The organism is Candidatus Binatia bacterium (assembly GCA_029243485.1).
GTDB lineage: Bacteria > Desulfobacterota > Binatia > UBA12015 > UBA12015 > VGTG01.
In genome coordinates this window covers 40,415-61,003 of the sequence record JAQWRY010000034.1, presented here as the reverse complement: position 1 = coordinate 61,003, position 20,589 = coordinate 40,415, and the positions used below count along the sequence as shown (strand labels likewise).

Below are 20,589 nucleotides of genomic sequence, written 5' to 3'. Positions count from 1 at the left end.
GTTGAGTTGGGATCAGATGCAGCCCTTCATGAACGACACTTTCGACTGGCCGCAATGGGACGCCCTCGATGTCTCCGACGCAGGCGTCATCGAGTACTTCCAAAGCATGGTCTCACTCGGAAACCCCGTGGGACAAAACCTTTAGGATCTCGGGGCGCCGTGCTTGAGCGCGCGGCGCCCCGACCATGGGCCGCAGGCGGTGAGGACGCCCCGGGCAAAGCTTCGACGACGAGTTCTGGCGGCTGCTCCATGAGGCAGAACGAGGCGCACGCATACGTCCGGTAAGGCGCCGTTATGTCGCCTTGGGGCCCAAAAGGGGCTTCATGTCGGCTATCCGCCCGGCGGGCAGGAGCATTGCAGAGGGTGGATGTGAAATTCGATCGATAGTTGCTTTGGGCAATGACGCTGATGATCGGCCTGTCTGGAGCCCACGCGCTTGCAGATCAAGTCGTAGTCTATCCAGACAAGGATACCCGGATCACTCGCAACCATCCGGGTCGGGACGATGGCCTGAACCCGAGGATCTATGTTCAGAAGTGGGAGAAGCAGAAAGGGTATTTGACCGGCTGACTGAAGGGCATTGTGAACTTTCCGTTTGCGGATCTGGCCGGAACGACGGTTGTTCGTGCCCACCTTCAGTTCCGGAACGTGGTGAAGCCGAACTACGGACGGGGCCGTCGTGGGACTTTGTACGGGGTTCGGCGCATGCTGCGCACGGATTGGGTGGAGGGTAATCGGAAATCCAACAATCATCACAGAAGGCACCGCGGTCTACGCAAGCAGGCGGGCTCGGGTGTGGGCATGACATGGGATTGCTTCATCGACACGGATATCTCGAACGCCTTGCCCGATTGCCCAGAACAATACCGCTGGTACGGAGCCAGGATCTCCACCTTGCCCGGGGATTCTCTGGTGGCATCGGGGTATACGGATGTTTTGGAGATCACTCCCAACACGCAGGCCAATGGTCCCCCCCCCGCTGCTCGTTGGACGGAACAAATCCTTGAATGGGATGTCACCGCCGATGTCGTGGCGGCAATGCAGGAGGCAGCGCAGGGCGTGGGCTGGATGCTCGAGCGCGCGAATCATGGGAGGGGAAAGGTGAAGGTCGGGAGTCGCGAGTGGGCGGATGCCTGTGAGGGCGACCCCGACATGGGCCCACGTCTCGTTGTCGAGATCGAGTGATCCGCGGGCTCGCCGGGGAGGTGAAATGACACCGTCGGCCGCTCCGCAACGTATTCTGGTCATCTGCACCGGCAATCGAGTCCGATCTCAAATGGCGGAGGGGTGGCTCCGCGCCGCCAGGGACGATTGCCCCGTGTTTTCGAACGCGGGCCGGGTCTTGTATCGAGAGTTCGAGGACCCGGATTACCCCGAGATGTCCCGAGACCAGTTGCGAGACGTCTTCCGAAACATTCGCGACGAGATCGCAGTCTGGTCTCGCGAATTTCTGAGTTCTTCGGGCCATGCGAGGGCGGGAGAGAAAGCAAGGAGGCAAGGCGGCGACTTGAAGGGGTAGGGGGCCATCCTCCCGCGACTCGCGCGGTGTCGCGCCTGCGGTTCCCGCTGACCACCGGAAAACTCTCTCCTTGCGGTGCAGCATGGGCTGTGACACGTCAAGTGCCTGGAGGACTCTTCATGAACCGGCATGTCCCGCTACTTGCGCTTGCTTTGATTGCTTTTCTTCCACTCTTGGCCGGGGCGCAGGCCGCTCCCTTCATTTCTACCGATCCTACGGTCGTCTGCACGACGTTGGAGGTTGTGGATGGCGTTGCTTTCTTCGAGGGGGACATCGAAGTCGGCGCGTGTGAGAAGGAGCCCGGCGAACAATGGGAGTTCCATCCGGCCGGAGGCCTCGGGCGCGCCTTGATTGGCCTGGAACCCTTCGAAGATGGAGACAGCGACAAAGCCGCCCTGAAGGCCTCTCTCGCCCGTCGCTGGGCCGACGGTGTGGTGCCCTACGAAATCGACTCGTCACTCTCCGACGCCAACGCCCCGGATGTTTTTGAAGATATTCAAGAAGCGATTCGGCACTGGGCGGACGGAGCCTTCATAAGACTGGTTCCCCGTGACGGCGAGAGCAACTTCGTGAAGTTCACAGGCTCGACCGGCTCCTGCTCTTCTTCCATTGGTCGAATCACGGGCCAACAATTCATCCGGCTGGATACGGGCGGAGCGTGCGGGTTCGGCTCGACGGTTCACGAGATTGGGCACGCGGTGGGTGCGTTTCATGAACAGTCCCGCGCGGATCGCGATACCTACGTCACGATCAACTACGGCAACATTGAGGCCGGTAAGGTGCACAATTTCAACCAGTACAACGCTTCCGATGGCCTGGACGTTGGCGATTACGACTACGGGTCCATCATGCACTATTCGTCGGGGGCCTTCAGCAGTAATGGCCAGAGCACGATCGATCCAGACCCAGTGCAGCTGGCTGCCTACCAGGCTGTGTATGGCAACTTGAATATCGGAAATCGGACTGGCCTGAGCATCATCGACCGGCAGGCCGTCGAGGATGCCATGAACATCTGTTACGACGGCCCGGCCAACGGTGGCGTTCCCTACTGGACGACGTCTTCGTGGAGCTCTTGCTCGGCGACGTGCGGCGCCACCGGTCAAACCCGCGTGGTGTCCTGCCGGAGCAACGGCATCTGTTCGGACGATAGTGCGTGCGCCGGACTGGAGAAGCCAGCGGAGTGGCGCTCCTGCTACCCGGGGGGCGCGCAGAACTTCGAGGTCGATCTCGGGGGCTGGGATCCGCTCGTTACCGGTGATGAGTTCGACTGGACGGTCGGCATTCGCGGAACACCGAGCTCGAGTACGGGCCCGCCCAGCGACCATACTCTCGGAGCGGGAGCCGATGGGTGGTACGCCTTCATCGAGGCCAGCGGCCCCCGAGGCGCGGGTGATGAGGCGCACTTCACTTCGGTGCCCTTTGTGGTGCCGACCTTCGGCGAGCCGGCGCTGACGTTCTGGTTCTACGCGCAAGGCACGGGAATCGTAGGGGGCTCCCTCGAGGTCGAGATCGTCACTTCGCCATGCGGGGGAACGCCACTGACGACCGCGCTGTGGAGTTCGGAGGGATCCAGCGTCGCGCAATGGCGCTCCGCGACGATTTCTCTGGACAGCTACAAGGGCCAAGAAGCGCAATTGCGATTCGTGGGGACGGTGGGGAGCACGTTTCGCAGTGATGTCGCCATCGACGACATCGACTTGAACATCTCTCCCTGCAGTTTGGCTCCGAATTCAAGCTGTGACGCCACCTGGGGTCGAGGGTCTCTGCTGGTCCGGGAAAACCGCGCCGGGCGCGAATCGCTGAAGGCGGCTCTCCTCAAGGGGCCGGCCCTGAGCCAGTCGGATTTCGGCAACCCGCTCGAGGCATCTGGCACGGCGTATACCGCGTGTTTGTTCGACGACGGCGATTCGCTGGCTGGAGAAGTTCGCGTAGGCCGTGCCGCGGACCAGTGCGGCAAGCGTCCCTGCTGGAAGGCCGCCGGGAAGAACGGCTACGTATTCAAGGACACCGAGTTCGCTTCTGACGGCATCAAGATCTGGAAGCTCAAGGGCGGCAAGGCCGGCAAGTCGATCATCCAGCTGCGCGGCGCGAACAACAGTGCCAAGGGATACGAAAGTCTCCCCACGGGTATGGCCGCGGCGCTAGAGGGCTCGACCAGCGCCAGGATCGAGGTCTACGGCCACGACATACCAAAGTGCTTCGCGGTGATGCTGGACGATGTCAGCAAGAATAGCGCGACGCTGTTCAAGGCGCAGAAGTAGTACGCTCGAGCCGGTGAAACCAGGGCGCGCGAAGGGGCGAAAATCCTGCGTGAGGCTCCATGAGGTAGAACGAGGCGCACGCATACGTCCGATAAGGCGCCGTTATGTCGCCTATCCGCTGCTACCGCCAAACCGCCAAACCGCCAAACCGCACCGGTCGTCGTCGAGCGTCGCCGCATCCTTCCTATCGCCGGACCTCCGTGGAAACTCTTTCGAGCAGGGAAATGAATTCGGTGGCCTGAGAGAAGGTCAGGTTCAGCTGAGTACACCACCCGGCGTTGGGGCTCCATTCGGTATGGAGCCGCAGTCCGTTCAGCTTCAGGCGAAGGCACAGTCCCCTGAACCCGGGGGGCGGCTGGACGAGTCGGAGGTCGCATGACATCCAACGGAAGCCGCTCTGCCACGCGCCATCGAGATGGTAGCTCGCGAGCGTGACCTCGCTTCCCCGATTTTTGTGCCATCTGTAGCCGAGGCGACAGAGCTGGACGGCAAAGACCACCGCGAACAGGACTCCCATACGAGTTGTTTTCATCTGGGGAGTGTCGGACGGGAAGAAGGAATGCAGATCGCCTAGCTCGGCAGCCCAGAGGGCGACCAGGAAGATCCAGACAAGGCCCTCCAGCCGACGCTTCCGTAAGATCCTACGGGGCAGTGGCGTGGAGCCGCTGCGGTTGCCAGCGAGAAGCCCGAATCTGAATGCCTCCGCGGAGCGTTTCGTACTCTCGATCAAGTCGGAGTGTCTCGACAAGATCGTGCCGCTCGGAGAACGGCACCTGCGGCACGCGATCAAGGAGTACGCCGAGCACTATCACCGGGAGCGCCATCACCAGGGGCTCGACAGCTCCATCATCACGCGCCAAGACCCACCGGCGGCCGATGTACCGATCCGACATCGCGAGCGAGTCGGCGGAATCCTGAACCACTACTACCGCGAGGCTGCATGAGAACGCGGGCTGGGTTTCCGGACACGACAGGAGCGATCTCCTCTCGGCTCAGGGGTGAAACTCATACACCCGATTGTCCGAAGAGGTCTGTAATTCCTAAAGCATGCCCCGGCGGTCGAACCTCCCCGCCGGGGCATGCATCGGAATTGCGACTCCCTGGATTCAGGGTGCCGGGCCCACGTCGACGTCCGCCACCGGGAGATATTCGTAGAGGTCGAAGCGGTGGTGCGGCTGGCGCAGCTCTTCGGCAGTGCGAAGCATGTCGACGATCTCGGTGAACCGGGCCTCGATGTCCTCGCGCGGTCCGCCCGGATCGACCGAGTCCAGCCAGTTGAGGCGCGCGAAATTCACGGCTTTGGCGGTGCCCGCCCGGTCGAAGGCCTGCCCCGTGCGCTCGAGATCCGCGTGGACGAGATAGATCCACATGCGCGCGAGGTTGGTCATCAGGCGACGGTTCAGCTCGTAGGCCGGATCCGTCGGCCCGGGTAGAGGACGCTGGAACTCGCTGTGTTTGTAGACGAGGAAGGGGCGGATGCTCGCCCACTTCCCGTGTCCGGCCCGGGCATTGTCCCAGGACTCGCTCATGCTGGCTTCGTTCGCCTTTTCAACGGACATCTTCGCCGTGATGAACGCGTAGTGCCCGTTCCAGAAGCCGTGGTGCAGCGGATAGAAGTAGTCGCCCGAGATGGTGGCGAACGACTCGTCCGAACGGAGAAGGGCCCGGTCCACCATCCAACCCGCCCAGAACCAGGCGCGTTGCAGCACTCGCGATTGCACGTTTAGCTTCGCGGGGTCGGTCTCGTTGGGGACGAAGGGTGGGAAGGTCGTGCACAGCTCCGGCGTCGGACAGTCGAGCGGGCGTTGCCGGATCATGTCACCGACGCGCCACAGCGGGTTGCGCAGGATCGAGGCTGCCAGTGCATCCAGCCCCTCCGGTTCCGGCTGGTCGATCGCTAGGTCGGGAAAGTCCAGCGTCTGATGTCGGAGCATGTGCCCCATGACCTGGATGGATTCGTACTTGGTGCGCATCCACTCGTACGCCCAGGAGTCGTCGTCGTTCAGCAGCGGCTCGTGGCTCTCGGTGATCTCGGCGATCGAGTCGTAGAAGCGCCAGAAGGCGAGGTCGGTCGGATTGGCCGCGTAGGCGTCGAAGAGGGCGTAGAACTCCTGCGCCCGGTTCGCGAGCGGCACCGTTGCCATGTTGGGCAGCCATTCCGCCACGCTGCCGTCCTGGCCCTGGGCTTCGGCGTACGGCGCCTGGCCCACGTGGCTCGGTCCGTGGAAGGAGTCCTCCGACCATCGGTCCAGCCGGACGCCGATGCGCAGGCTGTGCACGTCGAGAGCCAGCAGCTGTTGCTCGGCCAGAAGAGCCTTCTCGCGCGAGTCGATGACGTCGTTCATCAGGATCAGGTTCTGCTCGTCGGCGAGGTGCTGTAGGAACGCGAAGTCCCGCTCCCGAACGGTGTCCCCGGGAAGCGGTTCGAAGCCAGGCTGCAGGGGGCGGAAGTGCCCGGGGTGAAGTACCCGATCCAGTCCGTGCCGTTGTCGCTGTGCGTGCACCAGCTGGACGATCTGCTCGGCCTGCTCGGAGGAAACGTGCTCGAGAGCGCGCCTCCGGATGTCGGCGTCCGAGTAGCCGATCACGGCCAGGTCGAAGGCGTCGGCCACGTGACAGCCGGCGCACGAACCGTGGGCACCGTCGAAGCGGAAGGCCGCGAGGCCCTGCGTGATCGCTTGCTCGAGGGCGGCTTCCTCCAGGGCCGTTTCGTCGGAGAAGCCGGGCCCGCAGCGTGGGTCTGGCGCGTCGGTGGGGCACAACACGCCTTCGGGGTAGTCGACCCGTCGCCTGGGAGTCTCTCCTGCGACGATCTCGGTCGGCGGGAAGGCGAACGGGATCACGATGTGGGACGGCGAGTGCTCGGCCGGTGCCGAGCCGGTCCGAACGTCCGGCCCCTCACGCACCGGGACGAGCGGATTCCAGAGCTCGAGCCGGACGGTGCCGCCGTCGAGGTCGCGGTAGTCTCCCACCGAAGCCGCCAAGGGGAACGTCTCCGAGTCGTATCGATGAAGCCCTTGCGTTGCATGGGCGACGCCGGCGGTGAACGTCTCCTCCCGGTCGAAGGTACCGTCGCCTTCGAAGTCGTAGCGCACCCGCGCCTGCGCGATGACGCCCGCGGTGCTCGTTCCCTCGAGGTACAGGGAGAGCCGGGTGTCTTGTAGGGCCGGATCGTAGGGCACGGTGAGGTTCGTGATCTCGTAGACCAGAGGGGTCGGTCCGACCGGCAGCCGGTCGAAGCGACCTCCTGTGCCGGGAGCTCGAGAGAGCGTCCCTGCCGTCGTGGTGCTCGCCTGGCCGATGAGATGCAGCCGGTTCGCCTGGAAGTAGAGGATCTCGGCGGACCCTGGATCGGGGGTGGGGCCGGGCGACGGCGTGCCGGTCGGCGCCGGCGACGCGGTCGGCAACGGAGTCGCGGTGGGCGCCGGAGTTGCGGTGGGTCCGGGGGAGGCGGTCGGCGCGGGTGTCGCGGTGGGTGCCGGGCTCGCGAGCGTCCATTCCATCCAATCGAGATTGAAATCCCCGTCCTCGATGTGGACCGTGAGCACATGGGTGCCGGCGCTCATCGCGAGGTCGGCCACGGTTCCTTCCGTCCAGATCTGCCAGCCGCCGGTGGGCGCGACGGCGATGGGGCCGGTGAGCGGCGCATCGTCGAAGTCCAGGCGGAATACGGAGCCGTCTCCCTCGGATGCGACCCGGATTCGGAGGTCGTAGCGTCCCTCCTCGGCCACCTCGACGTTGTAGTTCAGCCACTCGCCGTCGCGGGTCCAGCCGAGGTTGACCCCTCCATCGTTCGTGGGCTCGAGGTCCACGCCGTCGGTACGATAGGCGCCGCCCTCGTTCACGCCGTCGAGGTCGTGGTAGGCCACGCCCTCACAGCCTTCGTCGTACTGCTCCGCCTCGATCCGCCCTGGAATTGGGTGGGCGGTTCCGCCCCACGGCTGGCTCGCGTTCTCGCACGCGATTCCCGTGCCGTGGTCGGGCACGAAGGTGAAGCTCGAGCTGTCGTCGATCTCGTACTCGTCCGTCCAGGGAGAGTACGTCACCGCGTCGACCGAGCCGTCGGCGCAGAACTCGTAGTAGCGCAGGAAGGCCTTGGCCGGGTTGTCGCACTGGTAGTCGGTGAGAATCGAGTAGACCCGACCGCCGAAATCGTTTTCGAGCGTGAGCAGACGTTCCCGAGCGCACTCGTGGCCCGAGACGATGAGGAAGACGTTCGCTTGGTGCTTGAGCACCTCGTTCCACAGCACCCAATTCCCCGGAAACTCGTGCGTCGAGACGATGGCCCTCCGGTCCGGGTGTGCCGCGAGGATTCCGCCGGCCCACGCACGGACGTCGGTGGGGGGATCCCACTGGAGATGAAGAACGAGGTATTCGGCGTCACCCGAGCGGAACAGCTGGTAGCTGTTCGTGTTCTTGCCCGCGGGGTATCCGCCGCCGTACCAGCTCTCGCCTTCGTAGCGCCAGGCCGGGAAATACTCGTTGAAGAGGCCGTCGCTGCGTCCCCAGACCTGGTCGTCGGCGTCGTGGTTTCCGAAGGTGAGGCCGTAGGGCACCTTGCCGTCCAGAGCGGACAGGGCTTGATCGGCAACCTCCCATTGTTCCCGGGCGCCGCCGAATTCCACGATGTCTCCGAGGTGGGAGACGAACTTGATGTTCAGCTCGTCGGCCTTCTCGACCACCCATTCGGTCTGGCGGTAGAACATCTCGGCCTGACTCTGGTTGTGTCCCATCGTCATGAACTGCGTGTCGGGCAGGACGACGTAGGTGAACGGCTCCGGGATGATCTCCTTCTTCTCGTAGACCCGCACGTAGTCGACGGTCATCTGTTGCGGGAAGTTCGTCGTCGCGTCGGGGCTTCCGGGCCAAAGGCCGCCCACCGCCACGTTCAGGATCAGGAAGAAGGGATGGTCGAAGACCCACGGGGCTCCACCCGGCACGCTGTCGGGCCGCAGAACGTGGGTGATCTGGCCGTCGACGAGCCAGCGAATCTCACCCGCTTGCCACTCGATCGCGAAGACGTGGAAGTCGTCCGAGAAGCGCGCACCGTCGGCCAGGGAGAAGGAGCCGCTCAGCCCTCCGCCGCCCGAATATCCCGGGCCGTGGACGGTGCCGTGTACCGTCGAAGGTTCTCTCCCGACGTTCTCCATGATGTCGATCTCGCCGCAAGCCGGCCAACCGACGTCGCGGAAGTCGTTCCCCAGCATCCAGAAGGCGGGCCATAGGCCCTGTCCGAACGGGACGCGAATACGAGCTTCGATGCGCCCGTAGCGTTGGTCGAAGAGGTTCTCGGTCGAGAGGCGAGCCGACGAGTACAGACAGTCGCCGTACCAGCAGCTCGAGCCCGCGACCGTCTCCTCACGCGCCGTCAAGCGCAGATGTCCCGCTCCGTCCAGCGACGCGTTGGCGGGCGCGTCGGTGTAGTACTGGAGCTCCTGGTTCCCCCAGCCCCAGCCACCGACCTCGGTGTTCCACTTGCTGCCGTCGGGTGGCGCGCCCGCGGGGCCCTCGAATTCGTCGGCCCATACGAGGTCCCAGTCTTCCGGGCCCGGCTCGGGCGTGGGTTCGGGCGTGGGTTGGGCGGTGGGTTCGGGCGTGGGGGCGACATCGTTCTGCGTACAGGCGTTCGTACAAGAATCGAGGTCGTCGAGATTCCCGTCGTCGCACTGCTCCGAGCCCTCGACCCGGCCGTCGCCGCAGACATCCGAGGCGCAGGCGGCGGGGGCGGGCATGCGGGTCACGTAGAGGTCACCGTCGGTGCGTGGCCGGATGAGGCCGCGGTCGGGACCGAAGCTCGCGCAGTATTCGCCCTCTCCGAGACGAAGGTGGACGAAGCCCTCCTGCACGTCGCCGGGAAGATCCCAGGCCCAGCCGTCTCCGCGGGCCTTGACCCGCACGCTGCTCCCGCGGTCGTCGAGCTTCACGAGAATGCTCTTCACGCCGCCGTGAGAGGAGCTCTTGTCCTTGTATCTCCAGCCTTTGGTCCCCGCGGGGTTGCCCAGTCCCTGCCAGTACTCCGCCGGCAACCGGATGAGCTCGGTGCGGCCCTCTCCGGTGGCGGTGCGCCACCGGAAGAGGAGCGATGCGCCGCCTTCGGCGGTCGAGTCCGGATTCCAGAAGGCGGCGGGGACCCGCCCGGTCTCCGATTTGAAGACGAAGAGGTGTTTCGGATCCTCGCCCGACGTATTCACTTTGAGGACGCGGCCGGCGATCGGCAGGTCTTCGGCCTCGACGGGAGACGCCCCGACGAGGACCGCCGACGCAACGATGGCGCCGACGAATCCTTTGGCATTCATCTTTTTCTCCTCTTGGGGTGGAACGTGTTCCCGGCCGAGCCGGGTTTGGGTAGCTCATCCGCTATAGGGTTGGGCCGCGGCGCGGAAGCCAAAAAGTAGGGGGTCGGAGCGGAATTGGCGGTAGGAAGGCGTTTCGGCTGCTCGGGCCTGGGTGGAGCAGCACGGAGCCGTAGGTTTCGATCCGCAGCAGCGAGACACCTTCGACCGATGGGTACGTGCCAACTTTCTCGGGCGTTCCCTGCCGGCCCAGCGCGCGGGTCTCGCCACCTTCCTGCGGCCCCTGCCGAAGCTGATGCCGTGGGCCTCGACTCCGCGGCCCGAAGGCCGCGTGCGTGCGGTTTACGTTCGGTTCCAGCAGGTTTTTCGACGGCGAGCGGCCACACGTCGTCACCAACCGTGTGGTCTACCATTCATCGTGAGACCGCTCAGGCAGTTCCGGCATAGCGGTGCCAGATCTTCCAATACTTCACCAGCGACGTGAACGCCTATCTCACGACGTGGTTCACGTGGCAGTCCGAGATCTTTTTTGCCGCGTCGAGTTCGGCGGCAGGATGAGCGGGGGCGGCACCGTGTTTCTCGATGGGGGAAGAATGGCCCGGCACGAGAAGCGCACGACGACCGTGATGGGCATGGCTCCGAGCCGGGAGCAGTGGACGATCAGCACGCCCGAGTCTGTCGTGATCTGGGAGGTGGGCGAGCCCACGGCTCATCACGGAGTGTATCACCGCTGCCGCTACACCGCGGCCGCGACGGGTCGAACCATTCGGATATGCCCTTCGAGTCCGCCGAAATGCGTGGCGCGCGGAAGGAGGGTGAGGGATGCCATCCTCCCCATCAGGTTCGCCAGGAGGGCCACGGAGCCGGCCGAAATCGTCCATCGACAAACCCGCGAACGACATCGACCGGATCGTCGAACGCGTCCGTTGGCGGCAGAATGGAGAACGGCGGAACCGCCCCATGTTTCCTACAGCCACCTCTACGACCAAGCGAGCAAACGTGCCGGAAGTGTCTCTAGGAAAACGCCCCCGAAGATCCCGACTCAGCTGACGACGTACAATCGACGGCTTCACGATTCCGAGGAGGATGTCCTCTCGATCTCGACGAGCACCCGCTTCGCGCTGCGGGGCCTGGATCGTGTTGCGGTAGCGCTGAAACACAGGCGACTTTTCTTTGTATCTGGCCAGCGCCCTCCCGACGAGCGACCGACGTGCGCCCTCCCACAGGCCGAACCGCTTCGCGAAGTCACTCAGCGCCTCACCGATCGCGTCCGCGTTCGCCTTGGCGAGCTTGCCGTACTCGTCCTCCAGCAACTTCACGACCCGAACCGTTGTGTAGAGGTCCGACACGTTCCGGGGGAACCGGGAATCTTCTGGGAGCGCCTGTTTCAGGGCCGCGAGGCTTCGTTCCACCCGAGGCCGAAGGCTCTTCACCTCAGCCAGGGCGGAGTCATCATCATACTGCGCATACCAATGATCGACCCGATCGGACTTGCCGAGGATCTTGTTCTCGATCAACGAGGCATGGATCGCTAGTGCTACTGCTGGCCACCGCTGTGACCATTGGTTCTTCCGGCGCTGCGACACATGTCGCCCGAGTGGACCGACTCCTGTACCAACAGTCGATGAGCGACACGCGATAACCGGCGCATGAACGGGCCCTCAGCGGCCAACAGTCATTCGAACAGGCATCCTAGCTGAAGCCGCTCCCGCCCCGGCAGTCTGATGCCCCCCCCCACTCGCAGCTCCTGATCGTTGTGGAGCCACCCGCTTTGACTGGTACAGGGGTGAGAGTGTACCCGGTCCTGCGCACGACTCTAACCTTGGCGGCGTTAGCAGTCGCACTTCCAAGCAGTGCCTTGGCTCAGCCAGTAGTCGGCGAGACTGTAGAGCTCAAAGTACGAGCTGCCGCGATCCCAGCACATCCTAAACCCCGAGATAACCGCGTTCACCTGCGCTTCCAAGGCGGCACGGCTGCAAACGTTACCAACGTTGACACGGACAGCGGCTGGATCGAACTCGTTGGCGTCACGACTCGCGGCACCGCGGGCACCGGATGGGTGACCCCGAGGTACATCAAGCGCGCAGTCCTCAGCGTCGATCACGCCCCAGAGCCAGATGCCTGGTGTCCGCCCAAGGGCAGCCCCGAGGCGCATCCAAGCGGTCGGCTCCGAATCGCGACATGGAACTTGAAGGCACTTCACGCGGAAAACGGCCGTTCCATCTTCCCCGATTCCCCGAAGCGCCAGACCGAAGACTACGATCGGATTCGCTGCTACGTGCGCATGTTCGACCCAGACATCCTTGCAGTCCAGGAGGTTGACCGACTCGAAGCGCTGGAGCGAATAGTCGATACGGACGTCTACAACGTTCACGTCTCCCGCCGGAATTCAGAGGTCCCTGGGCAACAGAACACCGGGTTCGCGTACAAGAAAGGTCTGCGCGCCACACCAAAGCCCGACCTGACCACCCTCAGAACCAGCCGGGGCCTGCGCTACGGAACTCGGCTCGACGTCCTGCATAACGGGCAGACCATCAAGCTCCTGAGCATCCACCTCAAGAGTGGCTGCTTCTCCAACCCCAGGAGCGGTAGCGCCTGCGCGAAGCTCGACTCACAGGTAGCGAAACTTGAGGAGTGGATTGACGAGGCAGCCGCGAAAGAGAGTCCCTTCATCGTCCTCGGCGACTTCAACCGTACTCTGAACGAGCCGGGCGACCGAGTTTGGGCAGAATTAGACGATGGGGTCCCCAAGCACGCGGATCTCACGAGCGCGACGAAGGACATGCCAATCTCCTGCGCCAAGAACCGCTACACCCAATTCGTCGATCATCTCGTTTTCGACCGACGTTCGGCAACATGGTTTGATCGCACCTCGTTCCGGCAGGTGACCTTCCGGCAGGCGGACCGGGGACAGTGGCCGAAGATCTCCGACCACTGCGCCGTAATGGCAGAGTTGTGGGTGACCGAACGGTAGCCTTAGCCCCGGCTTGGAGTTCGCGTCTGCCCCGGATCATATCGAGCTGTTGGAAGCACGCCGAGCGGCTTCCAGCGAAAGCCCGTAACCTTGATCGAGTTCGCACACCCGCCGGCGTGTGGAGCTCCGCGAGCAACGCCGTCGAACACTCACTCGGAAGGCCTCCAGCACCTCGCTTGAGCACGTCAACGGCTCCGGAGAACCCGGGGCGATTCACCACTAGCGCCGCAATCTCCGGCGGCTTGGAAGGTCGACCAGGCCCACGTCGCGCACTGCCGTCGTACTTCTTGGCGATCAGCCTTCGGTGCCAGTGAAGGATCGTGCCCGGCGTGACGAGGCCCGCATACTCCTGCAGCAACTTCCTTCCGAGGAGCTTCCCAGCGCCCGCGGACTTCGAGCACCCAGGGCGTTGGGATGTGGTCACCTACATCACGGCGCTCCTCGAAGCCGGCGCAGAGCCCCTCGTCGTATGCCGCCAGACCGGCACAAGCCTCGCCATGATCGAGAAGCACTACGGCGCCTCGCGCACGGATGCAGACGATCTCGACCGCCTCCTCGGCGAGGCAGGCAACCACCCGAGCAAACCAAAAACCCGGAACCCACCCGGAACCCTGTCAGAAAACGAAACCCGCGCGCCGCCACGCAAACGCAAGAAACCCTCGGCAAAGCGAAACATTCCAGTAACAACCACCGACCGAGACCACCGCAATGACATCCAGCTTGGGAAGCTGGACGTCATTCGCAGCCTCGCCGGACGCTACCCCTCGACCCGGAGCTTCTCCCGGAGATACCCAGGCACCGCCGGCTCCCGCCGCCACTGGAAGAGATCGGGTGAAAGAAGTGAGTGCTCGTAACGATCGGCCTCGGGCTTGTCCTTCTTTTCGAGCGTTACGAAGAGGAGGCGGACAGCTCCGGCTGCACGTCTCTCCGTCGCGAATTGCCGAATTGATCTGGGTTTTCATCCAGTCCGCGACATTTCGATACAAGAATTTCACACGGCGGCAGGAAGCGCTTGCTTATCGATCAACCAGTGGGCAAATCTCCATTCTCCCATGATCATCTTACCGTCTCACGCTAACTTCCAGTCATGACCGACCTGCAGCGCCAACTCAAAGAACGATTCGGTTTCGACGACTTTCGCGACGGACAGGAGGCCGCGATTTCCCGTTTGCTCGAAGGCAAGTCGGTGTTGGCGATTTTTCCGACGGGCGGAGGCAAGAGTCTTTGCTACCAGTTGCCGGCGCTGATGCTCGACGGACTGACCGTGGTGATCTCGCCCCTGATTGCGCTGATGAAGGATCAGCTGGACTTTCTCACCGCCAAGGGCGCACCCGCCGCCCGGCTGGATTCGACCCTGACCAAAGAGGAAAATCGCAAGCTGTTTGACGACCTTTACGCGGGAAGCCTGAAGTTGCTCTACATCTCACCCGAGCGACTCGGCAATGAGCGCTTCCTACGGGCAATCGGACGCCAGAAGATCTCGATGCTCGCGATCGATGAGGCGCACTGCATCAGCGAATGGGGGCACAACTTTCGTCCGGACTACTTGAAGATCGCGCAGTTGGCGAAGGATCTGAAAGTGGAGCGGACGTTGGCGCTGACCGCGACCGCGACGCCCGCCGTAGCGAAGGATGTGCGCGCCGCGTTCGACATCGCCGACGACGACGAAGTGCACACCGGGTTTTACCGTCCGAATTTGGAGTTGAGCGTCATCGCCGTCGCCAGTCGCGGCCGAAATGAGATTTTGCTCAACCGGATTCGTGAACGTTCGCCCGGCTCCACGATTGTCTACGTGACGTTGCAACGCACGGCGGAGAAAGTGGCCGGTTTCTTGTCCGCCAACGGCATCAATGCCGCTGCTTATCACGCCGGCCTGAAGAGCGAGAATCGCGCCGCCATTCAGGACGCATTCATGAGCTCGCCCGATGCAGTGATCGTCGCCACGATCGCGTTCGGCATGGGAGTCGACAAGTCGAACATCCGTTACGTCTATCACTACAATTTGCCCAAGGGACTGGAGAGCTACTCGCAGGAGATTGGGCGCGCGGGTCGGGACGGCGAGCCTTCCGTCTGCGAGATGCTCGCTTCGGCGGAGGATGTCATCACGTTAGAGAATTTCAGCTATGGCGACACGCCGGAGCCGGAGACCGTCGGTGAGTTCACACGACACATTTTCGAAGCGGGCGAGACCTTCGACATTTCGGAATATGAACTGTCCAATCGTTTCGATGTGCGGCCGCTCGTGGTGAAAACGCTGCTGACCTATCTCGAGTTGGAGGGTTGTCTCGCGTCAACCGGCCCCTTCTACAGCGAATACAAGTTTCAGCCGCAGCGCCCGTCGTCCGAAATATTCGGGCGCGCCAGCGGGGAGAAGGCCGAATTTTTAAGAAGCGTGTTTAGCCACGCTCGCAAGGGATCCAAGTGGCTGACACTCGACACGACCGAGGTCGGTCAGACGATCGGCCAGCCCCGCGATCGCATCGTGGCCGCGCTGAGCTATCTCGAGGAAAAGGGCGATCTGATTCTGCAGGTCGCTGGGGTCCGCGCGGGCTATCGAAGGCTGCGCATTCCGCAGGACATGAACGCCTTCGTTGAGTCGCTCAATGCGCGCTTTGAGAAACGTGAGACCAACGACATCGAACGCATTCAACGGGTGTTGGAGTTGGCACAGCATGATGGCTGCATCACCCAACATCTGCTCAGCTATTTTGGCGAGGAGCGCGAGAAGTGCGGACATTGCTGCCGCTGCCAGGGCGTGGAGCCGACTGAGCTCGGAGACGCGGATCGACGAACTTTCTCCGGGCAAGACGAAGAGCGCGTCCGAGGCCTCATCTCCGACCGCCACGAATCGATCCGAACGCCCAGGCAACTCACTCGTTTCCTTTGCGGCATCACGAGCCCAGCAACGATCCGCGCCAAACTGCGCCAGCAGACGGATCTGTTTGGGGCCTACGACTCGATGCCGTTCAAGAATACGCTGGAGTTTGTGGAAGGCCTGGCTGAGAATTGAATGCCGAGAACACACGGCAAGGCCATGGTATTCTCAGATATCGAACTGGCGGATATTGTCCTCGAACAGATCGGTACTTCAGTCCGCCCCTGACGTTGCCCGAGCAGAAACTGGCTCGACGAGAGGGGTGACGGTAGGAAACATGAAGGCCCTATTTGCCGGCTGCAGTTGAGATGAACGGTCGATTTGCCCAGGTCGACGGGTAGCCGCCGCCGCGAAGCCTGGAGCGAGTTCAAGTTTTCGGGACAGAGCCGCGGCGGCGTAGCGGCCGGGCGGCGCTCCGTCCGGAATCGTCCGAGCAAGTTGCATCTCGGGACCTCGCCGACCAAGCTCTTGGCGTGTAACGGCCTCTCACCTGGAGCGAATGACGATATTCGACCTCTACTACTGCCCGACGCCGAATTGCGAGAAGATCTCGATCGCCCTCGAGGAGTTGGGTCGCTTCCGTTCGCTTTTGCCGAGTGTGAGGATGGGTAGTCGAAGCAAGACCTGGAGGGACAGCTTCGTAGCGGAGAAGGCGGTGCCCCGGTACCAGTGCTTAACTCGGGAAAGGTCGGCAAGGGATAGTTTTCACGTGGCGAAGGATAGCGAAAGTATGCAGTGTCGCGGGGTTTTCCGGTAGGAGCATTGGGTGTCCGGCCCGTTACGCGTAGATCGAAGAGAAGGCTTCTGTAGTCGACCTGCAACGTTCGCGGTCTACCTCCTTCTTTTCGTGAGCCTGGGTCTATTGTTCTACACCCGCCTCGCGGGCCTGGGGCAGAGTTTCTGGCACGACGAAGTGTGGTCGGTCTTGAAGTTTATCGATCCCGGCCCTGCTGTCATTTTTTCCGAGTACATTCCCAACAATCATATGCTCTTCAGCCTTCTTGCTTGGGGCACGACCCGCTTTCTTCCCGGAGGCGAGGTGACCTACCGCCTATGGGGGGTCGTGCCCAGCTTGCTTGCCGTGGTCTTGCTCGTCCATTGGCTCTGGCGTCGCGAGGGCCCGACCGTCGCGGCCCTGTTCTCTCTTTTGGTGCTCACGTCGCCGCTGCATCTCGACTACGCACGCGAGGCTCGTGGCTACGGGCTGGCCTTCCTCGCCAGCGCCGGCATTCTCTGGGCGGGGGATTCGATCCTTGCCTCCAGGGGGCGTCAATCGGTGGCTGCCTTTGGGCTTGCCGGGTTGTTGGGCATTCTAACCCTTCCGGTATTCGTTCTGCCCTTTGTCCTTTCCTTCGCAGTGCGGATAGCCGACATGAAGCCCTTTTTTTGGCCCCAAGCCGACCTGACGGCGCCTTATCGGGCAGAGTCGATTGACGTGCGCCAGCGAATGAATTGATGGTCGAGGGCTCCCGGTTGACCAAGACAGAGCCCTTGAATCGCGTGTCGCCGTTTCTGCGCCGACCACTCGTCGGTCTCGGGATTCCACGCTTGTTTAGGTGCGATGTCGAAGGAGATCGTTGAGAGCCGATCCTGGTGCCACGTCTGGATGTAGGCAGCCGACTTCACTTCGACCGTGACGGCGGTCGGCGTCTTGAGGTCCCATGCAGCCCACTCCTGCCTGACGCCATCCGCGCACCCGAGGGTACTGCCAACGAGGAGCTCCGCGAGGATTCCTCGGGCGGTGTTGCTGACGAGGTCGGAGTTGAACCAGCGCCAGAAGTCGATCAGCCGGAGGTCGAGTGGGCCGCTGCCTGGACTCGAAAACTGGACCTGGCTCAAGGCTTCGCGGTGGCGGCTACCCGGCGACCTGGGCAAATAGGCCGTTCATGTTTCCTACAGCCGACTCAGCTGACGACGTACAATGCCGGCTATACGCCCATCCAAGCCTTCGCGTCGGTGGACGTTCGAAAGACCATGACCTCGAAGGGCAAGTCGGACGAGAGGGCCTCGTACATTCGCGAGAGGCCGAAGTCCCCTGGACTCGACACCACGATCGCGACTTTGCGCGCGCCCTCTTTGCCGCGGTGCTCTCGAATGAAATCGACGAGACGCATCACCGCGTCGGGTCGGGGGGGCAGCGTGCCCTCGCTCAGGTCCCAGAGGACCCGGTCGGGCCGTACGTCCTCGGCGTACAGGATGCTCAGCGTCTCGCGGGCAACACCGATAGTGAGGGGACCGCGTACAGTCACGGTCGTGAAGCGCCTCTCCACGTCGAACTGGATATCCACCGACATACCGTAACTGTTGACCAATCCTGCCCACGAGCGCAACGGCGAACCCGCAGGGCGGGAATAGCTATCGCTACACGCTCAGCGGGTTCAGCTTGCAGGAGGCGAGTGGGCGATGGCTCGAGGGAACCGGTAGGCTGTTGTTTCGCCTCGCCTCGCCGAGCCCGACGCGCGCTGGCAGTTGCGCCGGGCGATTGCCGAGGTGCATGTGGTGGTTGCCTCCCTGGAATTGCGCATGCACCCCGAGATTCGGCTCTTCTCCTCCGCCGAAAAACGGCGGCGGGTCTCGCGCTGAATGTCGCGAACGACCTTCTCAGCGCTCTCTCCCTTTTCCATCGGGTGCTCCTCCCGGTTGGGCCGGAAGTGTCTCTCATTTCAAACCCTCAGAGGGTTCAACTTTCTCTGAACCCGAACACTACGCTCGAGTTCGTCAGACAGAGACCGCTGACGAACTCGAGCGTAGCAACGAAGGGCGCCTGCAATAACGGTGCGGGAGACTCGCCCATTTGTGTCGAATGTCTCGACGCACACCGACTTTTCAGCCGTGGTCCGCCTCTAATTGAGAGGCGCGCCCAATGCAGAAATGGATACGCGTGAAGTCGGACAGAGTCCTCTCTGATCCGTACGGATCGCGCAGAACGATTCCCGTCGGTGTTCCCTGGCCGTCCACCTCGACGCGATCAATCATGTAGATGTGCTGCCCTCTCCGCCAACTCTTCTTCTTGCCCCCGGCGACGATGGGCGTGGCATCGCTGATGCCGCCGAGCGCACCCGTGAGCAGTCCGGCGCCCTGCGTTCGCTTCGCCTTCACCCAATATAAGAGCTCGAGGGTGCTGTCCTTGATCTGTTGCTTGATTGCTCCATCCGGAGACCCGTTCTGGTACCAGGATTCAATCTGCTTTGCCGTCAGGCCATCATCGATGGTCATGCGCGAGTCGGTGAAGAGGCCGAGGTGATCACGATATTTTTCGCCCTTCGGCGCACTTCCTCCGGAAATCCCGTCATAGCTCGAATTCGCTTTGCGGAACACCGCGTAAGCTTTTTCGATGATGGGTACCCACAGAGAATTCTGAACCCCCAGATCGGCGTACCAGAGATCCGATGAATCATTCTTGTTCGTGTAGAGGTCCGCGTCGACGCGGACATACGTGGGGATGCCTCCTCGGTAGAAGCGCACCGCGTACGTCCCGTCCCCGAGGTCGACGACCATCTTTCTGATGTGCTCCGGATCGCTGTCTGCGACGATGGAAAGCGCAGCAAGGAAGTAGCAATCGCCTACACTACCTTGGAAGACGTCGTCCTTGCTCGCGCCGAAAGCGGAGAAGAGGGGTCGATCTTTGAAGTTGGTCTTCGAGACGAATGAAAGGTGCTTGCTGCGCGGATCCGGATCGGGGAGATTCTGACCCAGTAGGTGGGTGCTCACCGTGCAACACGGGCCACTCCCCGGGGAGCTGACTTTATGAAACGACCCGACCTGGTTGACGTACCCTAGTTTCTTTTCGCCCGCCGAAACGTTGAGCAGCGAGTCGGAGCTGTCGACCCATACCGAGTCCCATTGAGCCCCGCCGTTGACCACATCGTGACCTCCTTGAATGCTCACAATCGTGTCCATTCCAGAATTGCCGTAGATTTTGTCATTTCCGTCGCCGCCATAAAGATGGTCGGCGCCGGCATCGCCGAACATCGTGTCACCACCGGAGCCGCCCTCGAGGCGATCGGCACCCTTTCCCCCTCGCATGTAGTCCTGGCCGCCGTGCCCTCGCACCAGGTCTGCCCCGCTGCCCCCGTCGAGGTAGTCGGACCCGCCGGACCCGAGGATCGTGTCGTCGCCGGCATTCCCGTAGAGGCTGTCCTGGCCGTATCCACCAACCAGCAAGTCGTCCGCCCCGCCGCCCGAGAGAGAGTCGTCTCCGTTGTTCCCATGCGCCTCGGAGGGAACCGAGGTCTTGTTGAAAAAGCGATCATTCCCATCGCCACCGTAGAACACGACCTTGCTGACTGCCTCGTACGGATAGGACTTTGCGAAACTTCCAAATGTGAAACGGATCTGTGCCGAGCCTCCTTGGCGATGAAACTTCGCCACGGTGACCTCATCGCCCCCAGCCGTGCCCGTGACCGTAACGACACCCGTCTCAACATTTCTTTCGATCCACTTCGGCAGATGGAGTTCCGGGCCCCGGCCGCTTGGGGAAGGCGCGTCACGCTCGACAAAACCGGCGCGCGCGGACCAAGCCGTCGTGGGTAGTACGGCGAGGCAAGCTGCCGCCGCAACTCTTGTCATCGATATTCGTGCTGTGATCTTCATGGCCAAGGCTCCTGCGGACTCGGTTTCGAGCAAATTCTCGAAGCTGAAGGCGAAGTCCGCAATGTTCGTGCCAC

Annotated in this window: 12 protein-coding genes and 2 pseudogenes; 7 read left to right on the top strand and 7 right to left on the bottom strand. The window is 62.7% G+C overall.

Annotated elements, in window-relative coordinates; translation table 11 throughout:
• Positions 1–582 precede the first annotated feature (582 nt).
• Together P8R42_11695 and P8R42_11690 are read left to right on the top strand one after the other, a co-directional pair.
• Positions 583–1,185 carry a hypothetical protein gene (locus tag P8R42_11695; protein MDG2305293.1) on the top strand — a complete coding sequence of 201 codons (603 nt, stop codon included), beginning with the start codon at positions 583–585 and terminating at the stop codon, positions 1,183–1,185.
• A gap of 453 nt (positions 1,186–1,638) precedes the next feature.
• Complete coding sequence (locus P8R42_11690) at positions 1,639–3,780, top strand: M12 family metallopeptidase (protein MDG2305292.1); 2,142 nt, start codon at positions 1,639–1,641, stop codon at positions 3,778–3,780.
• 184 nt (positions 3,781–3,964) lie between these two features.
• On the opposite strand, the gene P8R42_11685 is transcribed toward P8R42_11690, so the two are convergent.
• Positions 3,965–4,312: a hypothetical protein gene (locus P8R42_11685; protein MDG2305291.1), complete on the bottom strand. Its 348-nt coding sequence runs from the start codon at positions 4,310–4,312 to the stop codon at positions 3,965–3,967.
• A 124-nt stretch (positions 4,313–4,436) separates the two neighbouring features.
• Between P8R42_11685 and P8R42_11680 the strand changes: the two genes are divergently transcribed.
• Positions 4,437–4,724 (top strand): integrase core domain-containing protein, encoded by a 288-nt coding sequence (locus tag P8R42_11680; protein ID MDG2305290.1) that lies wholly within the window; start codon positions 4,437–4,439, stop codon positions 4,722–4,724.
• 162 nt (positions 4,725–4,886) lie between these two features.
• On the opposite strand, the gene P8R42_11675 is transcribed toward P8R42_11680, so the two are convergent.
• The 3 genes and pseudogenes from P8R42_11675 to P8R42_11665 all read right to left on the bottom strand — a co-directional run bounded on the left by P8R42_11675 (position 4,887) and on the right by P8R42_11665 (position 9,512).
• On the bottom strand, positions 4,887–8,606 hold the full coding sequence (locus tag P8R42_11675) for a carbohydrate-binding protein (GenBank protein ID MDG2305289.1): 3,720 nt from the start codon (positions 8,604–8,606) through the stop codon (positions 4,887–4,889).
• Positions 8,583–9,311 (bottom strand): annotated as a pseudogene (locus P8R42_11670) (glycoside hydrolase family 16 protein). The gene P8R42_11675 and the pseudogene P8R42_11670 overlap by 24 nt, the downstream one beginning before the upstream one ends.
• A gap of 93 nt (positions 9,312–9,404) precedes the next feature.
• Positions 9,405–9,512 (bottom strand): annotated as a pseudogene (locus P8R42_11665) (DUF4215 domain-containing protein).
• A 2,419-nt stretch (positions 9,513–11,931) separates the two neighbouring features.
• On the opposite strand from P8R42_11665, the gene P8R42_11660 reads away from it, so the two are divergent.
• The 4 genes from P8R42_11660 (at position 11,932) to P8R42_11645 (ending at position 17,378) form a co-directional block, all read left to right on the top strand.
• Positions 11,932–13,047 (top strand): endonuclease/exonuclease/phosphatase family protein, encoded by a 1,116-nt coding sequence (locus P8R42_11660; GenBank protein MDG2305288.1) that lies wholly within the window; start codon positions 11,932–11,934, stop codon positions 13,045–13,047.
• Positions 13,048–13,376: 329 nt separating this feature from the next.
• A complete protein-coding gene (locus P8R42_11655; GenBank protein ID MDG2305287.1) occupies positions 13,377–13,901 on the top strand; it encodes a hypothetical protein in 525 nt (174 codons plus the stop codon).
• A 233-nt stretch (positions 13,902–14,134) separates the two neighbouring features.
• Entirely contained in the window at positions 14,135–16,057 is a 1,923-nt protein-coding gene (locus P8R42_11650) for a RecQ family ATP-dependent DNA helicase (GenBank protein MDG2305286.1), read from the top strand.
• 712 nt (positions 16,058–16,769) lie between these two features.
• Positions 16,770–17,378, top strand: coding sequence for a hypothetical protein (locus tag P8R42_11645; GenBank protein ID MDG2305285.1), 609 nt, complete (start codon positions 16,770–16,772; stop codon positions 17,376–17,378).
• Here P8R42_11645 and P8R42_11640 read toward each other — a convergent pair.
• The 3 genes from P8R42_11640 to P8R42_11630 form a co-directional block, all read right to left on the bottom strand.
• Positions 17,336–17,761, bottom strand: a complete 426-nt coding sequence (locus tag P8R42_11640) for a hypothetical protein (GenBank protein MDG2305284.1) — start codon at positions 17,759–17,761, stop codon at positions 17,336–17,338. The genes P8R42_11645 and P8R42_11640 overlap by 43 nt on opposite strands.
• An 89-nt stretch (positions 17,762–17,850) precedes the next feature.
• Positions 17,851–18,210, bottom strand: a complete 360-nt coding sequence (locus P8R42_11635; GenBank protein MDG2305283.1) for a hypothetical protein — start codon at positions 18,208–18,210, stop codon at positions 17,851–17,853.
• Between the two features lie 538 nt (positions 18,211–18,748).
• Positions 18,749–20,293 carry a C2 family cysteine protease gene (locus P8R42_11630; protein MDG2305282.1) on the bottom strand — a complete coding sequence of 515 codons (1,545 nt, stop codon included), beginning with the start codon at positions 20,291–20,293 and terminating at the stop codon, positions 18,749–18,751.
• Positions 20,294–20,589 lie beyond the last annotated feature (296 nt).